We start from the raw sequence: 18,030 nt of genomic DNA on the forward strand, positions 1-18,030 counted from the left end.
CCGCCGCGGCAGGTCCGACGAAATTGGAAAAAACCGTCGGTGTGGCCGATCGGCCACGCCCGTGCTGCCGCTCCTCAGAGCGCCGGCCTAGCGCGCCGCGGCGGCGAGCCCGGCGAGGCGGACGAACTCCTGCCGCCAATAATCCTCCTGCCGCCCGGCGAGGCGCTGCGCGTCGGCGAAGGTGAAGTCGCCGAGCAGCGTGTCGCCGCGCAGCTTCTGCCCATAGGCCGCGACCGCGGCGACGAAGGCCATGTCGCCGCGCGCGGGCAACGCCGCGGCGAGCGCGCGCGCCGGCACCGCGCGTGCCAGCTCGCGCGAGCGCGTGCCGTCCGGGTCCTTGTAGCGCAGCCGCACGTAACAGGCCTCACCGCCGCGCGCTCCCGCCGCGGCGCCGGCGGCAGGAGCGGCGTAGCGGTGCGGCGCGGTCCAGCCCGGCGTGCCGGCGGGCACCACCTCGTAGAGCGCGGTGACCTGATGCCCCGCGCCCATGTCGCCGGCGTCAACCGAGTCGTTGCGGAAATCCTCCTCGCGCAGCGCACGGTTCTCATAGCCGATCAGGCGATACTGGCTGATCTGCGCCGGGTTGAACTCGACCTGGACCTTCACGTCCTTGGCGATCGTCACCAGCGTGGCGGAGAGCTCGTCGCCGAGCACCTTCTGCGCCTCCATGGCATTGTCGATATAGGCGTAATTGCCGTTCCCGACGTCGGCGATCCGCTCCATCATCGCGTCATTGTAGTTGCCGGAGCCGAAGCCGAGCGTGGTCAGCGTGATACCCTCGTCGCGGCGGCGCTTGACCAGTTCCTCCAGCGCGCGCGTGTCGCTGATGCCGACGTTGAAGTCGCCGTCGGTGGCGAGGATGATGCGATTGATCCCGCCCTTGCGGAAGTGCGCGCGCGCGGTGGCATAAGCGAGCTCGATCCCCTGCCCGCCCGCAGTCGAGCCGCCGGCCTCGAGGCAGGCGAGCGCCGCCTCGACGAAGCGCTTGTCCGCGGTGGGCTCGAGCACGATCCCGGCGCTGCCGGCATAGGCGACGATCGCGACGCGGTCGTCCGGGCGCAGCCGCTCCGCCAACCCGCGCAATGCCGTCTTCACCAGCGGCAGCTTGTCCGGTTCCGCCATCGAACCCGAGGTGTCGACGAGGAAGACGAGGTTGGCCGGCGGACGCGCGGCGGCGGTGCGATCGTCGCCGCGTAACCCGACGCGCAGCAGCCGCGTCGCCGGGTTCCACGGCGTCACCGCGACGTCGGTGGTGATGCTGAACGGCTGCCCCGGCGTGGTCGAGCGCGGATAGTCGTAGCGGAAATAGTTGATCAGCTCCTCGGTCCGCACCGCCTCGGGCGGCACGGTCGCGCCCTGGTTGAGCAGGCGGCGGACGTTGGCATAGGCGCCGGTGTCGACGTCGATCGCGAAGGTGGAGACCGGCGCGGTGGCGGTGTCCATCACAGCGGCGACGGCGCGACCCTCGTAGCGCTCGCGATTCGCGGCGGAGCCGTACGGGGCAGACGGCGCGACGACGGCGGAGGCGGTGTAGCCGGGCGCCGGCGGCGCGGCGGGCGCGCTGCCAAGCTGGGGCGGAGGTGGCGGCGGAGGTGGAGGTGGAGGTGGCGGGGGCGGAGGCGGAGGCGGAGGCGCACCCGGCGCGAACACCGGAGGCGGCGTCGGCACGCCGGCGGTGACGATCGCGCCCGACGCGGCCCAGGATCGCTCGCCCGCCGGGGTGCAGCGCACCGGCGATCGTGCCACGGTCGCGGCACGCGCCGGCTCCCGCGGCAGCGCCGCCCCGACCAGCAGCGCGGCGCTGACCAGCGATCCGATGACGGTGCGACCCGACATGACCTTCTCCCTTTTGGCCGTCAGCGTGACAGCCCGGTTCCGCCCGCACAAGCCGCCCCGCCGGCGATCGCCACCGCTGTGGGTCAGATGCCGTGCCTCGCAGGCGCCGCCTCTGCCGCGCGACCGAGATCTTCGTGCGACGCTGTCCTACACGCCCAGGCTCATGCCATTCCCCGTCGCATGCTCCACCATCTCTGCACTCCGCTGCGCCGCCGTCCGCGCCCGCTCGTTCCCCGCCCGACACACGCCAGCGACTCAACATTCGCAACATTCGCGCGCGCCGGCACCACCTTGACCGCCCCGCTTGGCTGACCGAAGGCACTGACCATGCGCTTCTTCTCCGACAATGCCGCGCCGGTTCACCCCGCCGTGCTGCGCGCCCTCGCCGATGCCGACCGGCTCGACACCGCCTATGACGGCGATCGCTGGTCCAAGGCGCTCGACGCGCGCTTCGCCGCGCTGTTCGAGACCGAGACGCTGCGCGTGCTGTGGGTGCCGAGCGGCACCGCCGCCAACTGCCTCGCGCTCGCGGCGCTGTGCCCGCCGCACGGCGCGGTGCTGTGCCACCGCGAGTCGCACATCCAGAATGACGAGTGCGGCGCGCCCGAGTTCTTCACCCATGGCGCCAAGCTGCTGCTCGCCGAGGGCGGGGGCGCCAAGCTGACGCCCGAGACCGCCGCCGCGGTGCTCGACCTGCAGCGCTACGACGTCCACCAGCAGCGCCCGCACGCGCTGTCGATCACCAACGCGACTGAATATGGCCGGGTCTACGCGCCCGCCGAGGTCGCCGCGCTCGGGTCGCTGGCGGCGGCGCGCGGGCTCGGCTTCCACATGGACGGCGCGCGCTTCGCCAACGCGGTGGTCTCGACCGGCGCCTCGCCCGCCGATCTCACCTGGCGCGCCGGGATCGACGCGTTGAGCTTCGGCTTCGTCAAGAATGGCGGGATGAACGCCGAGGCGCTCGTCTTCTTCCGCCCCGAGCTGGCGGAGGAGACGCTGTTCCGCCGCAAGCGCGCCGGGCACCTGCTGAGCAAGGGGCGCTATCTCGCCGCGCAGCTGCTCGCCATGCTCGACGGCGACCTGTGGCTCGACTGCGCGCGCGCGAGCAACGCGGGCGCGGCGCTGCTCGCCGAGGCGGCGGGGGAGCGGCTGGTCCACCCGGTCGAGGCAAACGAGGTGTTCCTGCGCGTCACGCCCGCGGAAGCGGCCCGGCTGCGGTCGCTCGGCTTCGACTTCTACGACTGGGGACCGGGCGAGGCGCGGCTGGTGATCAGCTGGGACCAGCGCGCCGAGGCCATCCGCCCGCTCGCCGAGGCGATCGCGGCGCTGTGAGGGGGGGTGAACTTCTCGCCTCCCCTTCAGGCGAGGGGTCGGGGGTTCCCGCAAGGGAAGGGGCTCCGCTCGCGGGCACATCCGCGCCATGACTCCCCGCCCCAACAGCACGCGCGCCGCGGTGCTGGTGCCCTTCGCGATCGTCACGCTGATCTGGGGCTCGACCTGGATCGTCATCCGCGACCAGCTCGCCGGCGCGGGCGTGCCGCCGAGCTGGTCGGTGAGCTATCGCTTTTTCGTCGCCGGGCTGACCCTCACCGCGGTCGCCGCCTGGCGCGGCGAGCTCGGCGGGGCGCACCGCCGCGATCCCGGCTTCTGGCGCTTCGCCGCGCTCGTCGGGCTGCTCCAGTTCGTGATGAACTTCAACTTCGTCTACCGCGCCGAGCAGCATATCACCTCGGGCCTGGTGGCGGTCACCTTCGCGCTGCTGCTGGTGCCCAACGCGTTGTTCGGGCGAATCTTCCTGGGTCAGAGACTGGGCCCGCAGCTGTTGCTCGGCTCGGCGATCGCGATGGCGGGGGTGGCGCTGCTGTTCGTGCGCGAGGCGCGCGGCGACGCCAACGGCGCGCACCAGACCGTGCTGGGCATCGCACTCACCCTGGTGGCGATCCTCTCGGCCTCGGTGTCGAACGTGATGCAGGCGACCGAGCGCGCGCGGCGCTACCCGATGGTCCCGATGCTCGCCGCCGCGATGCTGATCGGCGCCGGCATGGACGCGGGCTGGGCCTGGCTCACCACCGGCCCGCCAGTGTTCGACCCGCGGCCGAGCTATGTCGCGGGCGTATTGTACCTGGGGATCGCCGCCTCGGCGCTGGCCTTCACGCTCTACTTCCGCCTCATCCGCGTGATCGGCCCGGCCAAGGCCGCCTACAACAGCGTGATCGTGCCGGTGATCGCGATGCTGCTGTCGACCTTGTACGAGGGTTATCGCTGGACGCCGCTGGCCGCGACCGGGGCGGCGCTCGCCGGCATCGGGCTGGTGGTGGCGCTCAGCGCGCGCAGGCCGGCGCGATAGTCGGGGTACAGCAGGTGCCAGCCGAGCACGCGTTTGGCCTTCGCGTTGGCGACGCGACGGTTCTCGGCGTGGAAAGCGCGCGCCGCCGGGCTGAGCGCGTCCACCGGGACGATCGGCGGTGCGGGCACGCCCAGCAGCCGGGCGGCGTGCTCGAGCACCGCGTCCTGCGGCGCTGGCACGTCGTCGGCGAGATTATAGGCCCCGGCGGGCGCATCGAAGCCGGCCACGACGCCGCGCGCGAGGTCGGCGACGTGGACCCGGCTGAACACCTGACCCGCCACGCCGGTTCGGCGCGCCGCGCCGGCGGCGACCCGGTCGAGCGGCGAACGGCCGGGGCCGTAGATGCCGGGCAGGCGGAAGACGTGCGCGCCGAGCGCCAGCCAGGCCGCGTCGGCGCGATTGCGCCCGGCGCGGCGGCCGCGGTCGGCGGGAGCGCTCTCGTCGACCCATGCACCTGCGGTGTCGCCGTAGACGCCGGTCGAGGAGAGATAGCCGAGCCACCGCCGGCCGAGCAGCGTGCCATACCGCGCGAGCACCGGATCGTCGCCGGCGCCGTCGCGCTCGGGCGGGACGGAGGCGAGCACGTGCGTGGCGGCGGCGAGCCCGGCGCGCACGGCGTCGGCGTCGTCGAAGCGGATCGTGCCGTCGCGTCCGTCGCGCGTGGTGGCGAGCAGCGGCGCCCCCGCCGCGTCGGCGATGGCGCGGGCGGCATAGCCGAGCCCGAAGACGAACAGCCGCATGTCGTGTTTCCCCTTGATCTACCCCGGCGAGCAGACGAGCGGGCCGGCGCGCGGTTCCGCCGACCGGAACGCGCCGGCGAGCGGGGCAACGCCGCCGGGCGGTGTCCTCGTAAATTATTGTTATCTGTCGCGCGCTTAGGGCACGTGCGGCGACGCAGCGCGTTCTCGCTCGATGCTGCCCCCCGCCGTTCCGCCCCCGTCGCTGCACCGGGGGCCGCCCTCGACCCGGATCCGCGTCGCCGATGTGGCGCTCCGTCGGCTCTGGGCGGCGGGCTGGGCCGAGACGCCGAGCCTCGATCCGACGGTACTGATCACCAAGGCAGTGCGGCGCGCGGGGGTCGAACCGGACGAGGACCGGGTCGGCTGGCGCCGCCGGCTCGCGCTGTTGTGCGACGACCTCGAGGGTCCGGCGCAGCTCAGCGGCCTCGGCCGGACGATCGCGCACGGCCAGCTCGTCGGCGCACTGGCCACGCGCTTCCGCGCGCACGCGCTGTGGCGACGCCACCCCGAGATCGCGGCGCAGCCGATCGCCGCGCCGGTGATCGTGGTGGGCCAGATGCGCTCGGGCAGCACCCGCGTGCAGCGGCTGCTCGCCTGCGACCCGCGGTTGACCTACACGCGCTTCTACGAGGGCTGGCACCCCGTCGGCGCGGGCGCGGCGCGGCTCGACTCGCGCCGGCTCAAGGGCCGCCTGGGGCTCGCCTGCGCGCACGCGCTCAACCCCGACTTCGCCGCGATCCACCCCACCAGCCTCGACGCCGCCGACGAGGAGATCGGGCTGCACAACGTCTCGATCTTCGGCGCCGCCTTCGAGGCGCAGTGGCGCGTGCCGGGCTTCACCGCCGCGGTCGAGCAGGACGATGCCGCGCCGGTCTACGCCGAGTTCCGCCAGTTGCTTCAGACGATCCGCTGGCAGCGGCGTGAGCGGTGCGCGCGGCCGTGGATCCTCAAGGTGCCACAGTTCGCGCAGGACCTGCCCAGCCTGCTCGGCGCCTTTCCGGACGCACGGCTGGTCCACCTGCACCGCGACACCGAGGCGGTGGTGGCCTCCTCGGCCTCGCTGGTGTGCAACCAGATGCGGCTGCAGTCGCACCACGTCGACCCGGCCTGGATCGGCGCGGAGTGGCGCCGCAAGGTCGCGCTGCGCGCCGCGCGCACCGCCGTGGCGCGGGCGCGCGCCGACGGGCCGCAGCTCGACCTCGCCTATGACGACGTCGGCGCGGACTGGCTCGGCGAGATGCGCCGCGTCTACCGCCTGCTCGGGCTGCCGCTCACCGCCGGGGTGAGCGCGGCGATGCGCGCCTATGTCGCGGCCACCGCGCCGGGGCGCCGCGCGCCTCACCGATACGACCCGGTCGCTTATGGGCTCGCGCCGACGTCTCCGCTACCGACCGGGGCGGCGGTCGCGGCGTGAACGACGGACCGTGGCGCGATCCCGCACGTTCGGGCAAGGCGAACTCGAGACGAGGCACCCAGATGGACTATCGCAAACTCGGCACCACCGGCCTGGACGTGTCACCCTTGTGCCTCGGCTGCATGACCTTCGGCGTGCCCGACCGCGGCAATCACGGCTGGACGCTGGACGAGGAGGCGAGCCGCCCGATCCTGCGGAAGGCCGTCGAGGCGGGGATCAACTTCTTCGACACCGCCAACGTTTATTCCGACGGGACCTCGGAGGAGATCGTCGGCCGCGCGCTCAAGGAATTCGGCCGGCGCGAGGAGCTGGTGATCGCCACCAAGGTGCACGGCCGGATGCGCCCCGGCCCCAACGGCGGCGGGCTCAGCCGCAAGGCGATCATGACCGAGATCGACGCCAGCCTGCGCCGCCTCGGCACCGACTATGTCGACCTCTACCAGATTCACCGCTTCGACTTCGAGGTGCCGATAGAAGAGACGCTCGAGGCGCTCCACGACGTGGTCAAGGCGGGCAAGGCGCGCTACATCGGGGCGTCGTCGATGGCGGCGTGGCAGTTCGCCACGATGCTCCACGTCGCCGACGCGGAGGGCTGGACCCGCTTCGCGACGATGCAGAACTATCTCAACCTGCTGTACCGCGAGGAGGAGCGCGAGATGCTGCCGCTCTGCGCCGCGGAAGGGGTGGGCGTGATCCCGTGGAGTCCGCTCGCGCGCGGACGACTAACGCGCGACTGGGACGAGGCGACCGAGCGCTCGCGCACTGACGAATTCGGCAAGACATTGTACGAGCATACCGCCGCGGCTGACCGCCGGGTCGTCGAGGCGGTCGCGGCGGTGGCGGCCGAGCGCCGCGTGCCGCGCGCACAGGTCGCGCTGGCGTGGGTCCTCGCCAAGCCGGAGGTGTCGGCGCCGATCGTCGGCGCTTCCAAGCCGGCGCACCTCGACGACGCGATCGCCGCGCTGGAGCTGGGGCTCAGCGAGGGCGAGATCGCGCGACTGGAGGAGGCCTATGTCCCGCACGCGGTGGTCGGCCACTCGACGCAGGGCTTCCTGTGAGCGGGGGGCGTAGGGCGTGACCCCGCTGCTGCTCCTCGCCGCCGCGGCGGCGCCGGTGCCGGGCACGGTGGCGGTGGTGGTGCGAGACCGCGACTCGGTGCCCGCCGCGGCGCGCTACGTCGAGGCGGCTACCGCAGCGCTGGCGCGCGCCGACTTCACCCCGCTGCCCGACGCCGGACACAGCCGCTACGTCGCCGAGCTTGCGGTGAGCGCGAGCGAGAATGGCGTGGTCGCGTCGCGCGGCGCCGAGGTGGCGCCGCCGGTCTATCATGGCGGCGGCTTCTCAGTCGGCCTGCCCTCGCGCAAGGAGCAGCTCCACGCCTTGGTGGTGACCAAGCTGCGCGTCACCGTCTCGCTGCGAGCCGACTCGCAGGTGGTGTGGACGGCCGAGGCCAGCACCGCGCGCGCTGCCGGCACGGCGACCGGCTCACCCGAGGCAGTGGCCACCGCGTTGTGCGACGCGCTGCTGCGCTGGTTCCCCCACGCTCTGCCCGGCCCACTGTCGGTGCCGTGAGGCTGGTGGCGAAGCGTTAACGTCGCCTGGTTAAGACGGTGGCGACCGGCCCGCCGCACGGGCGCCGAGGATGCGCTGCCATGTTCCGTCGCTTATGGGGTAATCGCCGCGGTGCCACCGCGGTCGGATGTAGGCTGATCACCGCGCTGGTGGCTGTTGCCGCGAGCTCGGCGATGACACGCCTCGGCAACCAGCTCGGCGACAGCGACCGCGGCACCGCCGCCAAGATCAGCGCGACGGGCGCGTGAGCGCGCTGACGCTCGGCTGGGCGATGGCGCAGCTCCTCACCGCGGGCGCGCTCGTCGCCAGCGCGCTGGGTGCCGGCGTGGCGATGGCGGCACGCGGCGAGCGGCGCCGCCTGGTGACGCTGCCGCGTGCGGCGCCACGCGGCCGGCTCTCGGCCCAGACGGTCGCGCTGATGGAGCGCGTGGCCGACTGACGCGCCACCGACGCAGACACATCCGGCAGCACCGCGGGGCGGCTATCCCTCCGCCTGTACCCAGACGGTGGGATCGTCCTCCCGCGCCACCTGTGCGAGGCCGTGCGCGATCGAGGTGAGCTCGCCGCCCGATGCGATGCGCTCGGGACCGAAGCGCGCCTCGAACAGCGCCCGCACGGCGGGGACCAGCGACGTACCGCCGGTCAGGAAGACGCGATCGATCGCCTGATCGGGCAAGGCGGCGCGCGCCAGCGCTCTGTCCAGCGTGGCGGCGATGCGGGCCACGTCGTCGGCGATCCAGCGCTCGAAGTCGGCACGACGCACCTCGGTATCGATCGCGATCCCCTCCCCTTCGAAGCGGAAACGCGCCTGCTCGGCCCCGCTCAGCGCGCGCTTGAGCTGCCCGACCGCGTCGTACAGCGCATAGCCCTGCTCATGCTCGATGAGCGCGATCATCCGCGCGATCGCCTCGGGATCGAGCGCGCTGCGTCGCAGTTTCTCGAGCTCGGCGAGCGTGCGCCGATTGCGCATGAGCGCCAGTCGCGACCAGTCGGCGACGTCGGCGAACCAGCCCGCGGGGATATCCAGCACTTTGTCGAAGGAGCGGTAGCGCCCGCCCTTGCCGAGTTGGGGCAGGACGAGCTGATCGACGATGCGCGCATCGAAACGATCGCCCGCGATGCCGACGCCGGCGTGCGCGAGCGGCGTACAGCGCCGCACTGCGCCCGGCGCGGCGACCTGGACGACCGAGAAGTCGCTCGTACCGCCCCCGAAATCCGCGACCAGCAGAGTCGCCGGGCGATCGAGCGCGCTGGCATCGGCGAAGGCGGCGGCGAGCGGTTCATAGACGTAATGGATCTCGTGCGCGATACCGGCGAACATGGCATCATAGCGGCGGCGCGCGAGCGCCGCGTCGGGGCGCGTCCCCGCATAGGTGACGGGTCGACCGACGACGAGGCGGTCGACACGGTCGAACGCGCCGCCCGCCGCCTCAGCGAGCCGGGCTAGGAACAGACGCCCGAGCTGCTCGAAGCCGTAACGCTTCTCGAACACCGGCGCGGTGTCGAACGAGGTGCTGGCCGCCACCGACTTGAACGACTGGAGGAACCGACTGTCGGCGGGGAAGTCGAGATATTCGCGTATCGCAGCAGGGCCAGCGGCTACCGCGAGACCGTCGCGAGCGCCCGCCTCGTGCCAGAAGCACAGCGCGGTGCGATAGATCGACTCATTGTCGTCGAGCGCGACGAGCATCGGCGCCATATCGCCAGCGTCCATGCGCGCGAGGACGGTATTGGTCGTGCCGAAGTCGAGGCCGAGCGCGGTCATGCGGCTCTCCAGTAAGGGGGAGCGTGCCCTAGCGCCGCGCGAAGTGCGCGGCCAGCTCTACGCGACGACCCGGTGAGCTGGCGTACTTGCGCGACAAACGCGATGATCCCCCGCCAGCGGTGAGCTGCGGGGGAGTGTCGGTAAGGGGAAGGTTGGTTGCGGGGACACGCAGCGGACTGAAGCATACATTCGCGGTAGCTCAGGCGTGATGACCTACCCGAGGTAGGCGGAGCATGCCTACCTGACCACCGGGCACGTGCAGTCCGCCCGACTGCAGGCTATGGCCCGCCCATGGTCGCGCCCCCAGACCTGGAGACGTCGTTCCGCCGCAAGGCGCGCGGGCTGGTGACCCCGGCCGCCCGCAGATCCGACCCGGCCTTATGGGAGCAGACCTTCGCGGCCTGTCGGTCGACCATCGACGCCGTGCTGACCCTTTGTCACCCGGTGGGGAACGGCCGAGGGTGGCATCAACGCCTTCAACAGGCCGTCCGCGGAAGCGCTGGCACTGGTCGGGCGTGGACGCATCCAGGTCGCCTGCGCTGTGGATCGCGCCAGCGACGCCGAGGTAGTGGAGGCGGCGGCACACGGCGTGACGCTGATCCCGGTCGACGGCGCGGCGCTTCTGCACTACGCTACTGCTGGTCGTCGCGCCGTCTCCGCGCTGCAGGCGGGGGGTCTCGACGGGGCGATCGACCTCTGGGTCGGGCACGACGTCAAGACCGGCTTCGCCGCCAGCGCGGCGGCGGCGGAACTCGGCGGGAAGGCGGCGCTGGTTCACCACATGGACTACGAGAGCTACCGCAACCTATGGGGCTGCCGCGGCCAGGACACCGCGGCGCGATCCGAAAGCAGGTATGAGCGCCCATGCGGTGCCGGAGGACCGCCGCGCTCGCAGTTGGGCGCGCGGATGACAGGTGCTTGCCCATTTGCAGACCTGAAACGTGCACCTATGAGTTACCGTGCCATCGGTTGAACCGAGTGTGCGGCGGGGGAAGCATGACACGTCTGACGACCAACTCTCAGGAAAGCACGTTGGGGGACGTGCTTGCCATCGGGCCGGGCATATACCTCATCCCGTTCTTCCAGCGTGAATACCGCTGGGCACCCGACAAGGCCAACAACCTGTTGGACGACATCCTCAGTGTCGTTGATGGCCTCGTGGACAAGCATTTCCTCGGGGCCGTCATAGTGCATGGACGGCGCGCCAACCCGACTGATCCGAAGGTGTTCGAGGTCATAGACGGGCAGCAGCGGCTGACGACCGCGTTCCTGTTCATGGCCGCCGTGGTCAAGGTGCTCGCCAACTGTAAGGAATACGACGAGGCGGCTAAGCTAGCCCAGAACTACCTTCAGATTGGACGGGATTACCGGAAGTCTAATCTGCGCATCCACTCTAGCCGGCTGGATCGCTCGATGATGGCCGCCGTGATAGAGGATCTGCGGTCCGACGTGAAGTTCTGCGAAGCGCTGAAACCGCATTTCCTCAACGCCCTACCATCGTATGGTCCGAACCGCGGTCCGATCAGGAACAACTACAATCGTTTCAAGCGCTTCTTTGTGGACGAGTTCGAGCAAGGCGGCTTGGAGCGCGTGAGACAGATCTATGAGGTATTCCTGAATAGCTTCACGGTAGTCCAGATCGACGTTATCGATCCGACGGATGGCCCGAAGATATTCGACAGTCTGAACTCTAAACAGGAGCCGATGAAGATTGGCGACCTCGTCCGCAACGAAATTTTCCGGAAGGTTTCTGACGAAGCTCCGGAGAAGGTCGAAAGGATAGACGAGGAAGTCTGGCAGCCGTTCTACAGCTCGTTCGAGATCAGTGGCGTCAGCCACTTCGAGAAATTCTTATTCCCTTTCGGGTTGATAACAGATCCCAACCTTCGAAAATCAGATGTCTTCATCAATCTGAGAAACCAGTGGAACACGATCGCTGATCCGGTAGAGATCATCGCATCGCTAGATCGGTATAAGACTCCCTACCTGGACACACTGTTTGGGTCCAACCGGAGCGGCTTCCCCAAAGACGTGAGCCTGCGCTACGCTAGGCTGGCGCAGCTCGGGGCGCCAAGTTCCATCCTGCCGTTCACGATGCATTTGGGGCGCGCCGTTATTGACGGGGAGGTCGGCGAGGAGGCGGCTACCTCCGTGCTTAACGTCGTCGAGAGCTTTCTGGTCCGACGCGCGATTGTCGGGCATGAGCCCACCGGCTTGCATGCGGTCTTCAAGCGTCTCTGGAGTGATCTCGGCGGCGACGTCTGCGCGGCTTCGGTGGAGCGGGCGATCGCGTCCCACAAGACAGTTGCGTGGCCGGACGACGGCGAGGTCGCGGCGGCCATCGCGACGAGGCCTCTCTACAACTCGGCTATAACACCGTTCCTGCTGCTGGAATATGACACCTATCATGGAGGTGATGCCCTCGGGTCAATCGAGACGATCGAGCACGTCCTGCCGCAGAGTGCCGATGCTGACTGGAAGAAGTCTTACGGTGAGGACTTCGTGGCCAGCGATATCGATGCCTTGCCGAACTTGGTTCCATGCACGGGGAAGATGAATTCGTCGCTGGGCAACCAGACCTACGCGATGAAGCGGACGCGTTTCACCAAGGACTCGAAGTTCAAGAGCACGCGAGAATTCGGCGGCGCGAACCAGTCCTGGGACCGGGACGCCTTCCTAAAAAGGGCGGAGCAGCTGGCGATCTGGGCCAACGGACGATTTCCGCATGGACGGCCTACCCAGAGAGCCGGGCCCGACCCCCTGCTCGACTAAGGTTTTCCGGCTCGGCTACCATCCCGCCTCAGCCCAATAACGGCACTGGGATGGAGATTACGACCTCGGGGCGCAGACGCTGTCACCCCGGATGGGATCAGGTGTGATCAAGGAGGTGGCGGAGGACCATGCGCCCGCGATCTCGTCCGTGCGGTGCTGGGATCGAAGGAACCCTGCCGCGCGCGTTGCGAGGTCCTCCAGCTTCATCCTCGCGCGTCCTCGCAGCGCGCACTCCCATACGACAAGTTGACGCCATCCAAGCTCCTCAAGAGCCGCCCCCGCGCTCTGATCCCGGGCGACGTTTGCACGTATCTTCTCAATCCAGAATTCGCTTCGCGTCGCCGGGACCCTGAACAAGGGGCAGTCGTGGCCGTGCCAGAAGCAGCCGTTCACGAAGATCACTGCCCTCTTTCCCGGAAAGACCAGATCTGGGCGGCCTGGCAGATCGCGCACGTGCAGCCGGTATCGCAGGCCGCGGGCATGAAGGGCCCGACGCAGAAGCAATTCCGGCTTCGTGTCACGCGAGCGGATCCGGCTCATGTTGTGGCTGCGTCGCTCGGGCGTGTGAACGTCCACTCAGCTCTCCAGACCCGACGCGATGGCGTCCAGCGAGGCTGCGACCTCGATCGCCTGCATCCCTGGGCGCAGGGTGAGCGCCCCGAACCGGAACGCCCGGTGGTAGTCCGGGGCGAACAGCCTGTCCGGCATGGGCAGAGTCTCGAACTGCCCGCCCGCCGCCGGCTGGTGCGGGGTGAGCAGGTAGGCCTCGGCGACGGCGCTGTTGACCACACCCCCCTTGGTGTCGACGATTGCGTCACGATAGGTATGGGTGGACGTCAGGGCATCCGCGAGTCCCTGGTCTACGCGATACTTAGCATCCAGGACGACGAGCGGGGTCGGCACGCCGTCTACCTGCCGCCACAGGGCTATGTCCGGGGTCATTGGGCGACTGTATGAGCCGCGGCCGTCGCCCCTAGTCCAGAACTCCGCGTAGCGTGGCTGAAAGGCGAGGCGCCATCCTCCACCGGCCGAGAGCACCAACGACGAGGACGCTATGGTGAGGCCAGCTCCATCGACCCCGAACAGGGACGAGACCCCGTCGCCTTCAACACCCCACCTGTCGGCGACCGCGCGTGCGAGCCGCAGGTAGCACCACAGCTCGTAGAGTTCGAACGTGCGGGAGAGCGGCATGGCCAGGAAGTCACCGAAGACGGACGCGATCCCCAGGTTCATGTCCCGCCACAGACGATGGAAGTCGCGATATGTCGGGTCGTTGCGGAACAGCGAGGTGATTGTGAGCGTGGCGGGAGCGTCCGGCAGCGCGGCGAACGGCTCCTCCTGCCGCATCCGCTCCACCCTGAGCGCGAGCGCCTGCAAGCGGGCTGCCCAGGCCGCACCGTCGCTGCCGGGGAGCGAGGCGGCGGACAGGCGCCCCGACACCGCGCGCAGCCAGTCGCGCCAAGATCGCAGGCAGGCCGCCATCTCCCGGTGCTCGGGAAGATCGAACGTGTCGGTTCGCCTGCGGACCCGGATGAGCTCGGGGAGATGGCCCCGCAGCTGTACCGGTAGACGGGGCGGCTGGTGGTTTTCCCGGAGCACCCGCCCACTTCTGAATGACCGAACTATCTCCGTGCCGGTCGCATGCCGTGCCTTGTGCCAGGGCAGGACGGCCTCTTCGGCCCGCAGGCGCCGCCTGGGGGCGCGGCGTATCCGCGCAACCACCTGCTCCAGCTCGCCTATGCGGGTTCGCAGGAACTCGAGACGCGCAATTGGTGGGACCGGGCCGCCAGCTCCACGCGAGACCGCGCGCCGGAACGGCGACAGCGAGAACAGCGCGAAGGTGTCCTCGAGTATGTCGCGGACCATCGCGTCGAAGTCGTCGCGGGTGAGCTTCCGCGTGTCGGCATCTGTGACGATGCGGGCCCGTCGCGTCCGCCCGTCGGGCAGGCGCAGCTCGAATTCCGTCTCGCCGGCCTGGAAGCCGGGAGACCAGCGCCACCGAGCGCACGTGCGGGTGCCCCGCAACGCCTCCAAGCGGCTGCCATCGACCAGGAGCTGGGCCTCGCCCACGTCTTGCCCGGAGAGTTCGAACACGTAGGCGCCCGTTTCCCGAACCGAACCCGGCGGGATGTCGTCCGGAACGGGCCATACCCTCCAGGCGGCGCCCGATGCAGGGTCGCTGAGGCGGAGCGTCAGCTCCAAGCGCTAGCGGCCGACTTGGAAGGAGCCAAGATCGTCAAGATCGGCTAGCGCCTGAGCGACCATTTTTCCGGAGCGGGGCAGCCCCGCGGTCTCCTTCGCGAGGCCGGCCAGCATTGATCGCTGCCGCTCGCCGCCCCGCAGCTTCACCAGCACCTTCTGCGCCAGGATGTCGTCGAGCGCCCCTTCCGGACTCGCCCCGGCGCTTGCCGTGGCGAACGCATAGTAGCGCACCGCCTCCTCCGCCACCCTGTATCCGAAGCCGAGGCCCTCGGGGGCGAGAATAGCCTCCAAGGCCTCCAGCTTGGCACGCATGGTGCCGATCGCTGGCGCCAGCGCCTCGTCGCGGCCGGCGAGAGCGTCGAGGAAGCCTTTCAGGTCGACGGCGCTCATGTCGATCACCACCGCCCTGTCGAGGACCTTGGCGCTGAGCGGATTGGTCGTCTCGTCGATGTTGATCGTTCCGATCAGGAACAGGTTCGGCGGGAGCGGCAGGTCACGACGGACGGGGGTGCCAGTCGTCCCTTCGAGGGGAACGCCGCTCTGGTGCAGCTGCATTGGCTCGCCGGTCTCCATCGCGGAGAGGATGTCCGACAGGTAGTATTCAACTCTCGCGAGGTTCAGCTCGTCGAGGACGACGAACACGGGCGAGTCCCGGTGAGCGGTGGCTACCAGCACAGCTTCGAGAAAACGTGGAACCTCGTAGCGGCCCGAGAGCACGTCGAAGTAGCCCAGCAGGCTGCCGGGATCGGTCCATTCGGGACGGACCGCGCAGACGAACAGGAAGGGATCGGGCGATCCTGACGCAGTCCCGTGGACGGCGCGGGCATACTGAAGCGCGAGCTGCGTTTTGCCTGTGCCGGACAGGCCCGCGAGGATGACGAAGTGCTTGCGCTCGAGAAAGCTCAGGCCGGCGTGGAAGCGGCCGACCTCGCTCGCCGGATAGTGGCCGCCCTGCTCGGCGATCGCCGTCTCGATCTCCACCAGCGGGACGGTGCTAGGCAGACGCCGCATGGAGGCGGCGACCTGCTCCTCGTCGGTCCACGCGGCGAGCTCGTGCACCTTCCCCGCGCCGACCAGGGAGGCCAGGTAGCCGACGAATTCGCGCGCGAGGAGGCTGCGTCGCGCCGAGGCGGCCGGTGGCCAGAGGGCAACCGCTATGCTGTCTATCTCGATGCCGGGTCCGACCCGAGCGAGGTCGAACCGGAGTGTGTCCCAGAACTGCCGGTTGCGCAGGTATAGCCTGCCGTCATGCGCAAGGTAGATCGCCACGAGGTTGTTGCGCGCGCCGTAGGTTATGTCACCAGGGCTGGCCTGCGGGCTCGGTCCGGCGCCTTCGGACGCCTGCGTGTCTGCCGCCGTTCCATTGGGGACGTTTGCCGCGTCGGCGGGGTCGGCTTCGCCCGCAGCCTGCGCCTTGCCGGCGAGCCCCAGTGCCTTCATCGCTTCCAGACGCTCGACGAGCGGCAGCAAGTCACCCTTCACCTGAATGGCGAACCAGACCTCGTCCTCCGGGGGGAACCGGAGGATGCTCGCCAGCACGAGCTGTCCGTTCCCTTGCGAGAAGTTCTCGAGGTTAAGCACCCCGAGTTGGATTCCGCCTTCGATGATCTTGGCACTGTTCGAGACGCCGAAGCTCGCCCGGACCGCCTTGTTGAGGACGCCGAACTGCTTCGCGACAGCTGTGGAGAAGGTATCAGCCCGCTCGCGAAACGACATCGGCGCCCCCTGGGACTGCTGCCCTGAGCGTCGTCAGCATGCGGGTCGCGACGACCTTGGCGAGAAGCGGCGGAACCGCGTTGCCGATTTGACGGAAGGCTGGGTTCATGGTGCCCCTGAAGACGAATCCGTCCGGAAAGGACTGCAGGCGGGCCGCCTCGCGGACTGAGATCGTGCGGCGCTGGTCGCTGTCGTAATGGATGTGGCTGTAACTGTCCTTCCCCAGATGCGCCATCAGCGTCCGCGCCGGCAGGTCGGGTTCCATCTTGCGCCACTTGTTCGGGAACTTGCTGACGTCGTAGGGCGGCACGATCGAGGCGCGGAGGTCCGCCCACGCCCTGGAGTTCCGGCGGGGCGCCTTTCCCGCGGCGGCGAGCCGGAGGATCTCCTCCTCGAACATCGAGACCGCATGTGCGTGCGCCTCTGGATACTGATCGCCCGGGTTCATGCGCGCGAACAGCTTCCAGTCCCGCGGCAGATAGCGGATGACGTGGTCGCTCAGGCCTTCGGCGTTCTCGAACCCGGGCCAGCTCCTCATCAGGGTGGCGTATTCGCCCAGCGACCTGCGCTTCGGGTATGGAACGCGTGTGTCGAAGCGCCGCGCGCCGCGTGTCATGGTTCCGTCCAGGTGCGCGGTGATTGGCGGCAGGTCCGAGAGCGCCTCCCGCGCGGTGACGGCGGGCGCAAGATGCTCGCGGGTCTCGCGCGGCGCAGTGTAGCAGTGCGCCGCGTTCAGGAGACCGCCGCGCAGCAGCTTTAGCGCGACCTGCCGGCTACTTGCGTATCCGGACGGCAGATCCATGTGATGCGTCGGCTCTGGAAAGGCGACGTCGTCCGCGATCTCGTGACGGTAGGCGACCAGGATCATGCGCTCGCGCATCTGCGGAACGCCGAAGTGCGAAGAGTTCAGCAGCGTGTAGCGCGCCACGTAGCCCTTCTCCCGGAGCACCTCGCAGGTCTCCTCCGCCACGTTCTGTCCGCCGTGGTTCAGGATGTCGGGCACGTTCTCCATGAGGAGGGCGAGCGGACGGAACGCCTCCACGTAGTGGAGGTATTCCAGGTAGAGCCTCGCCCTGGCGTCGTGCTTGAACGCTTCCGGATGCGCGTCGATCTCGCGCAGCTTGGAGCGGCCCACGCGGGCGAAAGCCTGGCAAGGCGGCCCGCCGACTATCACGTCGATCGCGCTCCCAACCGGCCCGAGACCGAGCTCCGCGGCAAGCTCCTCCGGCGGGAGCTTCGTTATGTCGCGGGCCTGTGCGTGCCGCTGGTCGCCGGGATGAAAGTTCGCTCCGTGGGACGCTGCGGCGTCCTTGTCGAACTCCACGGCACCCGCGATGGCGAACCCTGCCGCGTGGAAGCCGAGCGACAGGCCGCCGCAGCCGGCGAACAGATCGAGCACGCGAGGCGTGCCCCCGTGGCGGAGGCGGGCGATCTTGCCGAGGACGGCCTGCTCTGCGGTTATGGTCACTTTTTCCTCCCTGTGATCCGGACCGTCTCCTCCCGGTCCAGATGATCGCGGATCAGCCGCGCGATCAGGGTCGACTTTTTGTGACCTCGCTGGGCGCAGTAGCGCTCGAACCGCTCCGCCTCGGCGGGACGCATCAGCACCTGGACCCGGACAGCCTCGCTCACCAACGCCTCCCTTGAGCGGGATGAATCATGAACG

General features: G+C 69.5%; 16 protein-coding genes and 1 pseudogene. 9 read left to right on the plus strand and 8 right to left on the minus strand.

From position 1 onward, the window contains the following. Nucleotides 1-87: 87 nt before the first annotated feature. Nucleotides 88-1,836: a VWA domain-containing protein gene (locus FHY03_RS04880; protein WP_183929065.1), complete on the minus strand. Its 1,749-nt coding sequence runs from the start codon at nt 1,834-1,836 to the stop codon at nt 88-90. A 327-nt stretch (nt 1,837-2,163) separates the two neighbouring features. On the opposite strand from FHY03_RS04880, the gene FHY03_RS04885 reads away from it, so the two are divergent. After that, nucleotides 2,164-3,168 (plus strand): low specificity L-threonine aldolase, encoded by a 1,005-nt coding sequence (locus FHY03_RS04885; protein WP_183924317.1) that lies wholly within the window; start codon nt 2,164-2,166, stop codon nt 3,166-3,168. An 88-nt stretch (nt 3,169-3,256) separates the two neighbouring features. Next, the gene (locus tag FHY03_RS04890) at nt 3,257-4,183 is read left to right on the plus strand and encodes a DMT family transporter (protein WP_183929067.1); all 927 of its coding nucleotides are present in this window, start codon (nt 3,257-3,259) and stop codon (nt 4,181-4,183) included. On the opposite strand, the gene FHY03_RS04895 is transcribed toward FHY03_RS04890, so the two are convergent. Further along, nucleotides 4,093-4,923 carry an NAD(P)-dependent oxidoreductase gene (locus FHY03_RS04895; RefSeq protein ID WP_183929069.1) on the minus strand — a complete coding sequence of 277 codons (831 nt, stop codon included), beginning with the start codon at nt 4,921-4,923 and terminating at the stop codon, nt 4,093-4,095. The two genes, FHY03_RS04890 and FHY03_RS04895, sit on opposite strands and share 91 nt — an antisense overlap. A 244-nt stretch (nt 4,924-5,167) precedes the next feature. Here FHY03_RS04895 and FHY03_RS04900 point away from each other — a divergent pair, with 244 nt between their 5' ends. The 5 genes from FHY03_RS04900 to FHY03_RS04920 all read left to right on the plus strand — a co-directional run bounded on the left by FHY03_RS04900 (nt 5,168) and on the right by FHY03_RS04920 (nt 8,348). Further along, nucleotides 5,168-6,337, plus strand: a complete 1,170-nt coding sequence (locus tag FHY03_RS04900) for a sulfotransferase (protein ID WP_183929071.1) — start codon at nt 5,168-5,170, stop codon at nt 6,335-6,337. Nucleotides 6,338-6,399: 62 nt separating this feature from the next. Beyond that, nucleotides 6,400-7,395: an aldo/keto reductase gene (locus FHY03_RS04905; protein ID WP_183929073.1), complete on the plus strand. Its 996-nt coding sequence runs from the start codon at nt 6,400-6,402 to the stop codon at nt 7,393-7,395. Between the two features lie 16 nt (nt 7,396-7,411). After that, nucleotides 7,412-7,909 (plus strand): hypothetical protein, encoded by a 498-nt coding sequence (locus FHY03_RS04910; RefSeq protein ID WP_183924327.1) that lies wholly within the window; start codon nt 7,412-7,414, stop codon nt 7,907-7,909. Between the two features lie 80 nt (nt 7,910-7,989). Further along, on the plus strand, nt 7,990-8,157 hold the full coding sequence (locus tag FHY03_RS04915; RefSeq protein WP_183924329.1) for a Flp family type IVb pilin: 168 nt from the start codon (nt 7,990-7,992) through the stop codon (nt 8,155-8,157). Further along, entirely contained in the window at nt 8,154-8,348 is a 195-nt protein-coding gene (locus FHY03_RS04920; protein ID WP_183929075.1) for a hypothetical protein, read from the plus strand. Before FHY03_RS04915 ends, FHY03_RS04920 begins: the two co-directional genes overlap by 4 nt. 42 nt (nt 8,349-8,390) lie before the next feature. On the opposite strand, the gene FHY03_RS04925 is transcribed toward FHY03_RS04920, so the two are convergent. Continuing rightward, nucleotides 8,391-9,674: an Hsp70 family protein gene (locus FHY03_RS04925; RefSeq protein WP_183929078.1), complete on the minus strand. Its 1,284-nt coding sequence runs from the start codon at nt 9,672-9,674 to the stop codon at nt 8,391-8,393. A 451-nt stretch (nt 9,675-10,125) separates the two neighbouring features. On the opposite strand from FHY03_RS04925, the pseudogene FHY03_RS04930 reads away from it, so the two are divergent. Further along, nucleotides 10,126-10,647, plus strand: a pseudogene (locus FHY03_RS04930) (hypothetical protein); the annotation flags it as partial. Between the two features lie 23 nt (nt 10,648-10,670). Continuing rightward, the gene (locus tag FHY03_RS04935; RefSeq protein WP_183929082.1) at nt 10,671-12,446 is read left to right on the plus strand and encodes a DUF262 domain-containing protein; all 1,776 of its coding nucleotides are present in this window, start codon (nt 10,671-10,673) and stop codon (nt 12,444-12,446) included. A 57-nt stretch (nt 12,447-12,503) separates the two neighbouring features. On the opposite strand, the gene FHY03_RS04940 is transcribed toward FHY03_RS04935, so the two are convergent. The 5 genes from FHY03_RS04940 to FHY03_RS04960 form a co-directional block, all read right to left on the minus strand. Continuing rightward, nucleotides 12,504-13,022, minus strand: a complete 519-nt coding sequence (locus FHY03_RS04940; protein WP_311721305.1) for a very short patch repair endonuclease — start codon at nt 13,020-13,022, stop codon at nt 12,504-12,506. Continuing rightward, nucleotides 13,023-14,540 (minus strand): DUF2357 domain-containing protein, encoded by a 1,518-nt coding sequence (locus tag FHY03_RS04945; RefSeq protein WP_221189966.1) that lies wholly within the window; start codon nt 14,538-14,540, stop codon nt 13,023-13,025. Between the two features lie 111 nt (nt 14,541-14,651). Beyond that, nucleotides 14,652-16,364, minus strand: coding sequence for an McrB family protein (locus FHY03_RS04950; RefSeq protein ID WP_183929084.1), 1,713 nt, complete (start codon nt 16,362-16,364; stop codon nt 14,652-14,654). Beyond that, nucleotides 16,342-17,832, minus strand: coding sequence for a DNA cytosine methyltransferase (locus FHY03_RS04955; RefSeq protein ID WP_221189967.1), 1,491 nt, complete (start codon nt 17,830-17,832; stop codon nt 16,342-16,344). The genes FHY03_RS04950 and FHY03_RS04955 overlap by 23 nt, the downstream gene beginning before the upstream one ends. Then, on the minus strand, nt 17,829-17,996 hold the full coding sequence (locus FHY03_RS04960; protein ID WP_183929086.1) for a hypothetical protein: 168 nt from the start codon (nt 17,994-17,996) through the stop codon (nt 17,829-17,831). The genes FHY03_RS04955 and FHY03_RS04960 overlap by 4 nt, the downstream gene beginning before the upstream one ends. Nucleotides 17,997-18,030 lie beyond the last annotated feature (34 nt).

Source organism: Sphingomonas sp. BK345, from assembly GCF_014193845.1.
GTDB lineage: Bacteria > Pseudomonadota > Alphaproteobacteria > Sphingomonadales > Sphingomonadaceae > Sphingomonas.